Raw genomic sequence first — 12,802 nt, forward strand, 5'->3', positions numbered from 1 at the left:
CTCCCCCTAAAAAATTTCAATTATCCCCCAAAAAATCGAAGAAAGAGTCTATAAGGTCTTCGGTTTCCCTTGATAAGGGGTTTTTATTATAACCTTTTGAAAGCTTCTTGGCAGAAATCAGTTCCCCCTTATTGTAGATTTTCTCGGAGCGTTCGAAGGTGGAGAGATGTAGCCCTTTTTTGAACGGTTTGAATTTTTCCAAGATATACTTTAGCTCGGCCTGTGTGCAATTGAAATGGAGAACGGATTCATGATCATCGAAATCGAATAGTAGAACGTTGTAGAAATCTCTAAACCGGTTCAAGTTCTCGTCCAGAAATTCATACCGAATCAAGGAGGTATAGATTTGCCTCAGGATATGTTCGTTGAAATCTATATTGAAACCTAACAGTTTCATGGAAGGGTTCCTATACCGTCTTCTCAATTTGTCCCTGTAGGCATTTCTGACCAAAACAATGAATACCGTAATGGTAAATGCGAATACTGGAATCGATGCCAACCAGAGGTTCCCATAATCCCTATAAAGCTCGAATGCCATATACAGAAAAAATATCCCGAAAAGAACCAACCCGAATATAAGACCGTTGTTCCCCCTTTTCATAAAGGTGGCATAGTCCTCGTTGACCTTGGTTTTCTTTTCGTTCAGGGCCACCAGCCAATCGGCGATATGGTCGATTATCTTTTTCACTTCTCCCAGCTCTTGATTTCAAGATAGTTAAAAGAAGTTATTCTACTTTTCATTTTCAATGTCATGACCCATAAATTGGACGGAAGTGTGCCAGATTTTTGTGGGTAGGGGGAGGAAAGGTCAAGCGGCCCTTTCGCCACTTGTTCTTTCGCGGGGCTCCGAGGGTGTCGGAAAACCGGAACGGAAAGATTTCCCAGCGGGCGGGCGTAGCGTGTCCGTTTGGGGAGGATTGGAGTGGAAGGGTTTTTCGACTTCAGTAGGGGCTTGGACTTAAGATACCGCTGAATAGTTTCTAGTTTAACATAACAAAAATTATGATACAGATTGATATATAAGTATTTCAGGTTCAAGTCTTTATCTGTAAGTCATAATTCTATTATGTAAAATATCCCTTGCCAGTATTCCTTTTTTCTGCGTGGCAACAGGGTCATTAAACCTTTTTAATTTACGCTACGAGAAATATTTTCAATTGATTGGAATTATTTTCACGCTTAAACATTTCGCAAATCCTTACGAGAAACATTCCGTCTGTACTCATAATTTGCCGTTATGTAAAATTCTCGTATTCGAGGAAATGTGTACAAGATTTTTTTCTATGACATTCTCGTCAGCTTGCCGCAACAGCTAAAATTTTCTCTGCGAGCAAAATTCTTAGCCCTTGCTACCTCTAGTCTTGTTTGAAGCTTTTCTTTAAGTGTTCCTAATATTATGTAAAATAGACTTCCAATATATTAACCAGTAACCGTTTATTTCTATCTTTTTTTTGTAACAAACTTATTTCGAACCGACTACAATATGGCTGCTCCCCCTGCCTATTGTGTTGCCAAAATACTCTTGGGCTATTAAAACAACTATCTTTTCAAGGTAAAAGACTCGTAAATTTCATCAGCAGTTTTTTTGTGCTTTTTTTCAATTCCTCTATTGCTCGCCATAGAAAAATGCAATATTAATCTGTATAATTTAGAGTCTACTTTATAGAACATAAGTCTTCGGTATTCTGAAAAACCAAACATGGGGGGGCGCTTTTTTCTGTGTTCGGCATAAAATGACTTAAATCCATTAACATCACGTTCTACAAAATTCAACTCCTGATACTTTTCGTTTTGGATATTGTATTCTTTTTTTAATTCATTCATTATCTCCGCTAGGGGCCTTTCCTCGGTCAATTCAGTAATTCCAAAAACATAATTGTAGAACAGCTGATTTTTTTTACCCACTACATTCGAACTGAATGCACAAAGCGGTAAGGAATTCAAACCGTAGCCATTAGTCACTAGAACTTCATTCGGAATACTGTTCATTTTAACAGGCATTTTCACCTCTAACTTTTCATCTAAAAACTTAACTGGTTTAAGAACAATTTCCGTGTTTGGAGCAATTTTATTTGAACCGAATCCAGTTGCCTTGCCAGGCTCTGTATTTACTACATTTAAATATACCTTATTGTTGTTTTTTGATGATAGGTCAAGACTATTTAATTCCTTTCTTAACCCTTTTTGTGAGTTTTTCAATTCGAAGACTAAGAGCAATTTATTTAATGTTTGGCTTTTTAGTGTTTTTTTAAATAAAACTTTGTCTGTTTTAATATTGGCAAGGTCTGGAAAGTATTCTGCAGGATTAAAGTCATAACTTGATATTAAATTCAATACCATAGCTAATTTCAAATCATAAAAATCTTTCTTCTTAGAAAAAATACTATTGTTGGTAGTATAACTATTTATGCCACGCCCTGAAAGTATTACTTCCTCTCTAAAATTGTTATGAATACTAAGGCTTGAAGAAATCAAGAACTTTTGTTTTTCTAATTCTAGATTTTGAAAAATATCTTGATATTTTTTATGAATTGATAAATCATCAAGTTCATAATGGTGGTATAAATACAATTGGATTTTTTGGTAATCATCTAAGATGTGGCCTTTCTCGTTATATTCAAATCTCTTTCTAGAAAAACTTTCTATCGATTCTACCAATTTGTTGTGATAATCACTATTCTCTATGGTATTTGCCGCATTAATCCAAGCTAATGCTTCAAGATTTGTTTTCATAATTTCTATCTCCTTAAGAAAATAAGACTGCACGTCCTTATCCAACAGTAGCCTATTGCTTTGTTGTATTAATTCTTCAACATTAACAAGGGTAGAAGTATAATGTTCTTTTGCATTTCTTTTTTTCAAATTTCTTGCTTCCTTTATATCTTTTATTAAAGATGTAGTCATTCCAACACCAACTGCGGCCATAGCCCCATAAGAATCTCCTGCTTCGGATAAACTTGTTATTGCCCCCGCAAAATCACCTTGCATAAGTGATGCATACCCTTGAGATTGTAGTTGCTCATTTATTTGAACATTTTGAGAGCTAGCTTCAGTATTCAGTTGATTTAATTGATACTTCAAACTTTCTTGCTGCTCGTTATTGCTCATACTCTCCCATTCTTCTTTTGAGTATTCATATGGCTTTTTAATAATAACTGTGCTAGATTCAATATTTGATGTTTCGTCCTTCTCATTAAATGAATTTGATTCATTTTTTCCAGTTATTGTATTGTTCTCAACTTCACTTGGGTTATCTAATATTTTATTAATAAAATTGGAATCTGTTTGCTGGGTGCCGCCTGTAAGTATAAATTTTTTCAACGTGATTCCCGTATTAGGGACACAGGCATAAAATTTTTCCTTATCAGCATATTGAAGTGGTAATCTTATAGAATATGTATTTCCAAAGATGAATGGACCAAACCATTCATCATCCCTTTTTAATCCTTTTGCCGCCGTTGCAATTCTATTATGGTTGTCGTCAAGGCATTCAAAAATTACCTCTACTGCTTCAAATTCATCAACTCTATAATTAGTTTTCACTTCAGTATTATATCTTGAAGTACTAATGCCTAGTTTATTAAGAGCATCCAAATTGTAAGTTCTGCCATGGTTTGGATAATGATAAGCATTTTGGTTATCGGGAGTGAATCTATTTAGTTTTATTTTTATAGTAGCCATCTCGCCTTGAACTATAACTCGGTAGTCTAAATTTAATTTTCCGTAGACCGCCCCAATATCCTGTTGGTCAGAACCAAGTCCTTGTCTCGAATAGGATTGCCAGTTTGAATCAAAATCTGTATTGAGTTGAGCAAATAAGTTATCAGTTATTGAAAAAAGAAGAATATAAAAAACTAATTGTTTCATTTGGTTGGTTTTGAGTACTTTGTAAATTTAATTAATAAGTTAAAACCTAACAATACCCAATTAGAGGTATTCAATGATGACCCATATTGCACACTTGTGTAGTTGTTGTTCAGTATAGTTTTCTTTTTTTCTTGATAAAAAAAGAAACAAAAAAATCAAGGCTTACAGATAATTTTAGAAACAATGTACGGCTCAGTCGCTATATTCTAGAAAGCATTCTAATTCTTAAGACTGCTTTCAACTCTTTTAAACATTAAGGTGGTCAACCAACCTAATTACCAGCCCTCTAGAATATGGCCGCTCCCCTCGCCTATTGTTTAGCTAAAATTCTCTTAGGCCTTTTAATCCCGATTATAAAGCCACAATATTTCCTTCACCGAACCATTCGGTAGCTTTAGACAAAACTCCTTCACTTGGAGATTTAAAGTAAATGGCAAGCCTTTCTTTAGACCTGGTGCAACATACATAAAATAGTTTTTGCGTTCTTTCTAAAACTGATGCAGTGCCCGTTTCTAAAAAAAGATTCTGGAAATTATAGCTTCTCCACCCACCATTATCAAGAATAACCAAAACATTATCAAATTCAGCTCCTTTGGTTTTGTGTTGTGTAGAAAACGGAGTGTATCCCTCTAAGTAAAAATATAACTTTTGAAATTCTTTATATTTTACACTTTTAACTCTATTGAAAATATACTCTTTGTCAGTTCTGAATCTCTCTAATTTATCATCAATTATGCAAATTCCATTTTCATTAGCTTCAGTTATGACTTCTTCTATAGTTTTTTCTCCTACATTAATCAGTGATTCAATATTTGTCTTTAAAACTTTCTTGTCTTCTATTCTTTTTATATTAAATCTATAATCCGTAGCCCTTAAAAACTCATTATATCTTTTACTGGAATAAAGAAATATATTGGTTTCAATTTTAAATAAATGTCTAATTAGGGCGTCTCTTTTCGAACCTTTTTTGTTATCATCATCTTCACTCTGTTTTTTATCATCTAGTAATTGGTCTTTGTCAACATACATTTTAGAAAAAATATCCCAATTTTGATGTCTAGCTTCTTCATATAATTCGGGATTAGCGTCAATAAATTCTTGCATCCTTGGAGTTGGGTTTACACCGTCAAAGTAGTCAATAACCTGTCCGAAAGTCATAGCGGAGAAGTCTTCCATAATATCATTATCCTTTATATGCCTTCGAATTCTATTCTTATAATTAATTATTCCATCATTGTTATAGATATTCATCAAATTCCTTATTCCAGCTTTATCGGCAATAAGGCTATGTGTTAGATTTAGTTCTTTTGTATTTTTTGAATCTTCGAAATCCCATGAAAGATATTCTTTTACCGCATCTATGTCTCCGTTATTAGAATATATAAACTTTATATCTCCAACTTTTAAAGTGCCATCTTCATTCATGTTTGGAGCCTTTTTATCCCCTGACATCGTTTGTGTTAAACCATCTGTTCTTAGTCTATTGGCCAAATCGATTACTAATTTGGGGTTTCTTCTATTTTGTTCTTTTTTGACTTCTCGAACTTTTTCATCTTCTGTTCCTTTATATGAATCTAAATCTCCAATAGTATTATCATAAATACATTGCATTGAATCACCAAAAAAACCGAATACATTTTTTTTCTCACTTAATTTGAAATGTTCCAAAAAGATTTCAATTACTAATTTATCGGTATCTTGATATTCATCTACAAAAATGAACTTAAACCTATCTTTCAGGATACTACTTAGTTTAGGATATGTTTTAAATAAGTGATTAGCCAAAATCAATAATTCATCATGAGATATGATACCTTCTTGTAAACGTAAATACTCTTTATATTGAATTCCTTTTTCCAATTCATCGAAAAAATCGTTTGGTACATTGGTAACAGTTGAAATATTAATTCTGGTAATTAATTCATCATTTGCTAAGGCAATAAGACTTTGTTTTAACTCTTTTTGAAAGTGCTTGATATTATCCCATAGGAAATCGTGAATTGTCGTAACATTTAAATTTTTATGATTTACTCTTTCTTCAATTTCTTTTACCGCAGCATTGGTATATGTCATACAAGCTACTTTTGAAGTAGGGAAATCTTCAATACATTTTTTGATAACTTGAACTAGAGTATATGTTTTCCCACTACCGGCTCCACCGCTTAATATGAAATTATTACCATTCCCTATATGTTCCATTATCTGTTGAAATTCATCTAACGCCTGTATATTTCCTTCCACTACTTCAGCCATAACAATCCTTCTTTAATATATTGTGGAATTTCCCAATTAGTAAATTCTTCATTAGTATGATATAAAATATCTAATGCAAAATGTGTTTTTTTCCTAACACAATCTTCAGCTAATTTGTAAGAATCATTGGCAGCTACATCAAAGAAGGTTCTATTCTTTAACCCCCTGAAATCATCCTTTTTTTCCTTTATAAACTCCCTATTAATATGAATAAAGGCATCCTCAAAACTTCTAGCAGTTACATCATTTTCCTCTGTTTGATATACTACACAAATATTACCTTGGATATCAGATTGCCATACTTCTCCGTTGTTTGAAATGTTCTTATCATCAATTGTAAATGCTTTCAACTCCTTCAAAGTGGCATTATTAAAAAATAACTTTAAAGCATCGTTGGAATAATTGGTGCCATCAGCAACTCTACACTTAGTGTTATCATTCCCAACCGAGTCTAAATCGGTAATGATAAGAGATTTAATTCCAATGAATTCGATGAATTTTTCAAAAACCTGCGAGTATGCTCCAACCTCAATTATGGTAATATTCTGTGAGCATAGTGGTAGTTTTGGGTCCTTTTCTGCTAAAGCTGCAAAACGTCTTTCTTCATCAAAATCTAGCTTTTTCATTAAAGTTGGAATCAAAATTCTTTCAGTATCTCCTTCAATTAAAATCGATTTATCCGCAAAGAATATTTCAGCTCTACTGATTGTCAAATATTGTTTTAAAAATTGATATTGTTTAGAATCTTCTTCATACTGAATTTTAAGGTCAATTAAGTTTTTTGCAATTACTTTATTTTCACCATCTTTTTTAAGATACTTGATATCATCGAAATCACTTTCTGAAACTATATGTGATGAATGAGTTGTAATAACGGTTTGCAGTTTTCTATTAATACCGTCTTGTCGAACTATACCTTTGTCCAAAATTGACTTAATATTTTTGATGAAAACGTACTGCATTTGAGGGTGTGTGTGAGCTTCGGGTTCTTCAATAAATAATAAGTTTATATCGGCTGGTTTTTCATCTTTACTCTTTTTGAATTCTTGAATTAATATTTCAATCTGAAATATCATGCTAATCAAGTTCATGTAACCTAGACCATTATTATATTCTGGTAAAGTTGTGTCGTTATGTTTGTACATAACTGTTGTGTTTCCAGATAATAATTCTCTATGCTGTAAAGAAGATTCTATTTTAATTGTTGAATCATCACTTTTTATTCCGCCAAATAATCTTACTTTTTCGACAACATCTTCAAAAAGAGTTTCATAAATTTCTGATAAAGCATAATCAGTTGAAATCAGTTCTTCTTTAAACTGTTCTATTTTTTCGTTTTGCTCATCCGTTTTTTCTGTTTCATTGTAGATTTCTGATGTTTGTCCTGATAGGGTTTTATCGTTCTCCTTATTAGTAACACTTCTTTTCGCACTAATGAATTTGAAATTTATAATGTCTTTAATAGATATTTTCTCAGCATCTAAATCGATAAAATTTTCTTCATTTTCAATTTTATCGACTCTATTGTATTCTAGAGATTTGCGCTTAGAATTAAAGAACTCACTTTGATATACCTTCAAAAAATAGAATATATCTCTTTGTCTATAATTTTCATCTTCACCAAGTTTTGCTGCTTCCTTAGCTAAAAATTCTGAATATTTCAGCTTAATCTTTTCTAATGACTCGTATGTCAAATGATATTCAAAACCTAAAACGATAAACTTGTTTTCAGGATCTAAGTCCATCATTACCCTACTGAGGTTGGCTAGATTGTCTTCCTCATTATATTCGATAAAAAGTTTAAGCTTAATTCCAAAAGAGCTATAGTCTCCTTCAAGTGGTAACTCTCCTTCAATTAGGACTTTCAACTCATTTTTAAAATCAATATTGAAATCATCAAATGAAAATCTACTTTTATCTGAACCATTAAGAAAACTATTGATTACAGCTAATAGTGAAGTCTTTCCTGTATTGTTTTTACCAATAACTAAAGACATTATTTCTTCTAAATCGATTGAGAATTCTTTTAATAGTCGATAGTTTTCAATTTTAATCTTCTTAATTTTCATACATAATTAATTACGCTTTATAGGCGACGCCACTATAAAGCTGAATTGGATTTAGATTTTTTAGGGAAATTTTCTAACTCAAAAGGCTGTATTTCAAATATATAAAATTTTAACAAGTAACTATTTACGGAAATCTGTAAAATATTTTATTTAGAAAGAATATTCCCATTACACACACATTCCCCTACTCTACCGTTTCGGGTAAAGAGTGTTCCATTACCTTTTTATAACTAAGCTTTTAGATAGAAAAAAATCAAAGAAGAGAGTAACAACTTTCGCTTTTAACCAAAGCTCAAGTTACATAACGCAGAACATTATGATTCAAACTAAGAGACTTCCTCAGCCCTATAATTTTTTTGCTTCATATGAGCCATGAGATTCTGCATATCCTCCCCTATTTTCTTTTCTACCACCTTAGCGTAAATTTGGGTGGTCGAAAGTTTCGTATGGCCTAAAAGCTTGGAAACGGTTTCAATGGGCACTCCATTTGAAAGTGTTATCGCTGTGGCAAACGTGTGCCGAGCCACATGAAATGTCAAATTCTTACGTATGCCACAGGCCTCGGCAATATCCTTCAATGTTCTGTTAATCATATGATTGCTATAAATGGGCAACAGTCTTTCGTTGGCGATGATATTGGCATCCTCTTGATATTTCTCTAGTATTTCCTTGGCTTTTGGCAACAATGGAATTTTTAACGGTTCATCAGTCTTTGTCCTTTTAGTGTATAGCCAGTCCCCACCATCAAGACCAATGACCAAATGGTCAGCTTTCAGTTCTTTTACATCTATATAAGACAACCCTGTATAGCAGGCAAAAACAAAAAGGTCTTTAATCTTCTCATAACTCGGCACCTTAAAAGTGGTTTCCTCGATAAGTTTTAGTTCTCGTTCTGTCAAAAACTGGCGTTCCGTTTTTTTAAATTTCAGTTTGAAGTTTACAAAGGGGTCTTTGTCCACCCAATCTAATCGCACAGCTAATCGCGACATCTTTTTTAACCGCTCCATATGCTTCATCGCTCCATTGTTGGTGCATCCCGTGCGAGTGGCTGGTTTGTATTTCCGTACATACTGCTCATAATCGACTATAAAGCGATAATCCAATTTTTTAAGGGGTATGTCCTCTAAGTTATATTCGTCTTTTAGAAACCTTTTAATGCACCGCTCCGTGATAAAATAATTTTTCATGGTTCCAGGCTTAAGGGAGGTATGCATGGTGGTATTATGATAGGTGATCAAATCGAGTAAAGTTTTACCCTCCTCTTCATCTTCTCCCAAATATCTGGCTTTTACTGTCGAGGATGTAATTGTTTTATCTTCTTCCAGAAGTTGGCGATGCGCCTCGTGTAAACCTGTAAAAACCTGATCTAAATATTTGTTCAGGGATAGTACATATTTAGAATATCCCTTGCCTCTTTTCCGGTTTTTATCCCATAATTCGGCTTTTAAATCCCGATTTAAACTGAATTCAGCTCTTTTGCCGTCAATAGTAACCCGTGCATAAATCTTTAATGCATCGCTTTCTTTCTCGTGTTTTCTAGTGAAGAAAAGAATAGATAATCTGCTGTTTTCTAGCATGATAGGTAGCTTTTAATTAATAAAACTAGAAAGTAAAAACACTAGTGTAAATACCCTCAAAAGCTACTCCAAGATACAATATTTAAGATGCTTTCAAAATCCCGATATTGACACCTTTGATTAGTTTTCAGCTAGTTTCATGTGGTTTCATGAGCTAACCCCAAAAACACAAAAAGCTGAAAATCAAAAGATTAACAGCTTTATGCAACTACATGAAAATGTAAAGTCGGGATGACAGGATTTGAACCTGCGACCACACGGCCCCCAGCCGTGTGCGCTACCGGACTGCGCTACATCCCGAAATTGGTCTGCAAAAATATAAAACTTTACTAGAATTGACCCACAAAAATTTGTTCTTATTTTATAACCATCAAATTACAACTACCATAAAAAACTCTTAACTTGTTGATTACTAATCATGCGAAGTAAAAAAACCATGAAAAACTATACGAGAAGAAGGGTTGTTCGAACCATCGGTGCAGCTGCTGCCGGAGCACTTATCTGCCCCACCCTAGCATTTGACAAGCCAAGCGAAATAAGAACACGTAAGATTAAATCTTCAGGAGAAGATTTACCTATTGTAGGCTTGGGAACCTGGCAGTCATTCGATGCCCAAAATAATACCGAACTCAGAAAACAACTCACTGAAGTTTTAGTAAAAATGAATGCCAACGGTGGTAGCGTTATCGATAGCTCACCTATGTACGGTTCTTCAGAAAAAGTCGTCGGTGACCTCACATCGCAACTAAAAACCAAAGATTCTTTTTTCTATGCCACTAAAGTATGGACATCAGGCAAACAGACGGGCATTGACCAAATGAACCAATCGATGCAAAAAATGCAGCGGAGTACGATGGATTTGATTCAAATACACAACTTGGTGGATTGGAAAACCCATATGGCCACCTTAAATGATATGAAAAACAAGGGCCTGATTAGATATTGGGGCATTACTCATTATACCGACAGTTCCCATGATTCATTGGCTAAAATTATCAAAGATGAAAAACCAGACTTTGCCCAATTCAATTACTCGATACGCGGCCGTCATGCAGAGAAATTCTTATTAAACACTGCCAAAGAAAATGGTTGTGCGGTAATTATCAATGGTCCTTTTGAGGGCGGATCTCTTTTCCGTACTACCAGGGGCAAGAAACTCCCCGAATGGTGCGCAGATTTGGGCATCAACTCATGGGCACAATATTTTCTAAAATATATTCTTGGCGAAGAAGCTGTGAATTGTGTTATACCCGGAACTTCAAAACCTCACCACGTGGTTGATAATATGATGGCCGGTCACGGTAGGTTGCCCGATGCCAAAGAGCGAGCGAAAATGGTGAATTATCTGAACGACCTTTAAAACGCTATTCAAGGCTTTCCATCCATTCGAAAAGTCTTTCCGTCCAACTTCTGAGATGATGATCTTCACGAGCCAAGGAAAACCCGTGGCCCCCTTTCGGATAAATATGCATGGTTGCAGAAACCCCTTTATCTTTTAAGGCTTGAAAGAAAAGAAGGCTATTTTCGACCGGTACCGCTTTATCATCCGTTGCATGAATCAATAAAGTCGGCGGAGTATCTGAAGTGACCTGTAATTCGTTCGAAAAATGCCTTTCTAAATCGGGATTGGACGTTTCTCCTAATAAATTATTTTCTGAGCCCGAATGTTTGGTGGTTTGTGTAAAGGTCACTACAGGATAAACCAAATTCATAAAGTCGGGTCTGGCACTTTGTTTATCGGTATCATCGATAGCATCATACACTTTCTCGTTATAATGGGTACCTAAGGTCGAAGCTAAATGCCCTCCAGCAGAGAAACCCATTATTCCAATTTTGTTTTCTAAAATATTCCAATCTTTTGCCCGGCTTCGCACCATGCGCATAGCACGCTGCGCGTCGATTAGTGGAACGTTATATTTTTCTTTCTGGGAGACATCCGATGGCAAACGGTATTTTACGACGATACCGGCAATACCTTTTCCGTTTAGAAATTTGGCAATATCGGTACCCTCCCAATCGTAGGCCAAAATACCGTATCCGCCACCCGGAAATATAAGCATAGCCTGACCGGTAGCATTCTGCCTGGCCGGCAAATAAACTTCAATTGTAGGCTCTTGCACCTTACTGATTCGAAGAATACCTTCCTTTACATGAACTTCTTTTTCAGATGATGCAATTCGGTTGGGTATTTTGCCTGTGGGCCACAAAGGTAAAATGGTGTCTTGCGCAAATGTGTTCATTGTAATTAGTGCTAGAAATATTAAAAGTATTTTGTTCATTTTAGATGAATTTACTTGTTACTTACAGGGCCATTTAAAATTGGCCACTTTATCATTCGAACCTGCTGCCAAATTATAATGCCACCATTCCGTTCTAATGGACCAAAAGCCATGCTTTTCCATAGTTTCCTTCAGTAATTTTCTGTTGTCCAAAATTTCTTTGGGCAAATCTGTATTATCATGATAGGCTCTTTTTCCGAAAAAATCAAAATCGGTTCCCATATCAAGTTCTTCACCATCCAAGGTCTCTAGGGTAATATCAACTGCGCCACCCTTGTTATGAATAGAACCTTTCTTTGGGTTCGCCACGTATTGCGGATTGGGTACAATTTTCCACATTTTGTACTGTACCGAATTGGGTCTATAACAATCATAAAATTTGATTCGCACCCCTTTTTCATGAAAATCGGAATTTGCTGCAATCAGTGCTTTGGCCGTTTTTGCTCGGGTATAGCATTCAGCACAGTCGTAAACTTGCTCCTTTAGAAAATTGTTCTTGGTGGCATATCGTAAATCGTAAGCGAAACCGTCACTAAAATCGACCAACCGTACAAAAGTGGTGTCAGCTAGGCCTTCAAAACTTCGGAATGTTTTTTCAGGGGCTGCTTTCTTAATTTCATTAGTATCTATTGGCTTTAGAACATCAAGTTTCGTTTGTTCTTGTTCTGTTTTGTTTGGCGACTCTTTGCAAGAGAAAAAAAGAATGCCGAGCACTAAAAATGCAATACTATACTTCATTAAATATGATTATGTTTCA

9 protein-coding genes and 1 tRNA gene are annotated in these 12,802 nt (G+C 34.8%); 2 read left to right on the top strand and 8 right to left on the bottom strand.

The genetic code is table 11. From position 1 onward, the window contains the following. Positions 1 to 16: 16 nt before the first annotated feature. On the bottom strand, positions 17 to 688 hold the full coding sequence (locus tag IV512_RS11660; protein ID WP_209403534.1) for a DUF6617 family protein: 672 nt from the start codon (positions 686 to 688) through the stop codon (positions 17 to 19). Positions 689 to 773: 85 nt separating this feature from the next. Here IV512_RS11660 and IV512_RS11665 point away from each other — a divergent pair, with 85 nt between their 5' ends. Next, positions 774 to 962, top strand: coding sequence for a hypothetical protein (locus tag IV512_RS11665; RefSeq protein WP_209403536.1), 189 nt, complete (start codon positions 774 to 776; stop codon positions 960 to 962). A 577-nt stretch (positions 963 to 1,539) separates the two neighbouring features. Here IV512_RS11665 and IV512_RS11670 read toward each other — a convergent pair. The 5 genes from IV512_RS11670 to IV512_RS11690 all read right to left on the bottom strand — a co-directional run bounded on the left by IV512_RS11670 (position 1,540) and on the right by IV512_RS11690 (position 10,066). Beyond that, positions 1,540 to 3,867 carry a hypothetical protein gene (locus IV512_RS11670; RefSeq protein WP_209403538.1) on the bottom strand — a complete coding sequence of 776 codons (2,328 nt, stop codon included), beginning with the start codon at positions 3,865 to 3,867 and terminating at the stop codon, positions 1,540 to 1,542. Positions 3,868 to 4,218: 351 nt separating this feature from the next. Further along, positions 4,219 to 6,120 carry an ATP-dependent helicase gene (locus IV512_RS11675; protein ID WP_209403540.1) on the bottom strand — a complete coding sequence of 634 codons (1,902 nt, stop codon included), beginning with the start codon at positions 6,118 to 6,120 and terminating at the stop codon, positions 4,219 to 4,221. Continuing rightward, a complete protein-coding gene (locus tag IV512_RS11680; protein ID WP_209403542.1) occupies positions 6,108 to 8,189 on the bottom strand; it encodes an ATP-dependent endonuclease in 2,082 nt (693 codons plus the stop codon). The genes IV512_RS11675 and IV512_RS11680 overlap by 13 nt, the downstream gene beginning before the upstream one ends. A 326-nt stretch (positions 8,190 to 8,515) precedes the next feature. Further along, positions 8,516 to 9,766 (bottom strand): site-specific integrase, encoded by a 1,251-nt coding sequence (locus IV512_RS11685; RefSeq protein ID WP_209403544.1) that lies wholly within the window; start codon positions 9,764 to 9,766, stop codon positions 8,516 to 8,518. 226 nt (positions 9,767 to 9,992) lie between these two features. Then, a tRNA-Pro gene (locus tag IV512_RS11690) sits at positions 9,993 to 10,066 on the bottom strand. Between the two features lie 136 nt (positions 10,067 to 10,202). Here IV512_RS11690 and IV512_RS11695 point away from each other — a divergent pair. Then, the gene (locus IV512_RS11695) at positions 10,203 to 11,126 is read left to right on the top strand and encodes an aldo/keto reductase (RefSeq protein WP_209403546.1); all 924 of its coding nucleotides are present in this window, start codon (positions 10,203 to 10,205) and stop codon (positions 11,124 to 11,126) included. 4 nt (positions 11,127 to 11,130) lie between these two features. Here the strand turns inward: IV512_RS11695 and IV512_RS11700 are convergent, their stop codons facing one another. Beyond that, positions 11,131 to 12,045, bottom strand: coding sequence for an alpha/beta hydrolase (locus IV512_RS11700; RefSeq protein WP_209403548.1), 915 nt, complete (start codon positions 12,043 to 12,045; stop codon positions 11,131 to 11,133). Between the two features lie 18 nt (positions 12,046 to 12,063). Then, positions 12,064 to 12,783 carry a M15 family metallopeptidase gene (locus IV512_RS11705; protein WP_209403550.1) on the bottom strand — a complete coding sequence of 240 codons (720 nt, stop codon included), beginning with the start codon at positions 12,781 to 12,783 and terminating at the stop codon, positions 12,064 to 12,066. Positions 12,784 to 12,802 lie beyond the last annotated feature (19 nt).

This window comes from Pseudozobellia sp. WGM2, assembly GCF_017810075.1.
GTDB lineage: Bacteria > Bacteroidota > Bacteroidia > Flavobacteriales > Flavobacteriaceae > JADNYK01.

Bases quoted from the DNA above. Each gene is read 5' to 3' on its own strand.
- IV512_RS11685 (WP_209403544.1), bottom strand. From the start codon at position 9,766: ATGCTAGAAAACAGCAGATTATCTATTCTTTTCTTCACTAGAAAACAC.
- IV512_RS11695 (WP_209403546.1), top strand. From the start codon at position 10,203: ATGAAAAACTATACGAGAAGAAGGGTTGTTCGAACCATCGGTGCAGCT.
- IV512_RS11705 (WP_209403550.1), bottom strand. From the start codon at position 12,783: ATGAAGTATAGTATTGCATTTTTAGTGCTCGGCATTCTTTTTTTCTCT.
- IV512_RS11700 (WP_209403548.1), bottom strand. From the start codon at position 12,045: ATGAACAAAATACTTTTAATATTTCTAGCACTAATTACAATGAACACA.
- IV512_RS11680 (WP_209403542.1), bottom strand. From the start codon at position 8,189: ATGAAAATTAAGAAGATTAAAATTGAAAACTATCGACTATTAAAAGAA.
- IV512_RS11675 (WP_209403540.1), bottom strand. From the start codon at position 6,120: ATGGCTGAAGTAGTGGAAGGAAATATACAGGCGTTAGATGAATTTCAA.
- IV512_RS11670 (WP_209403538.1), bottom strand. From the start codon at position 3,867: ATGAAACAATTAGTTTTTTATATTCTTCTTTTTTCAATAACTGATAAC.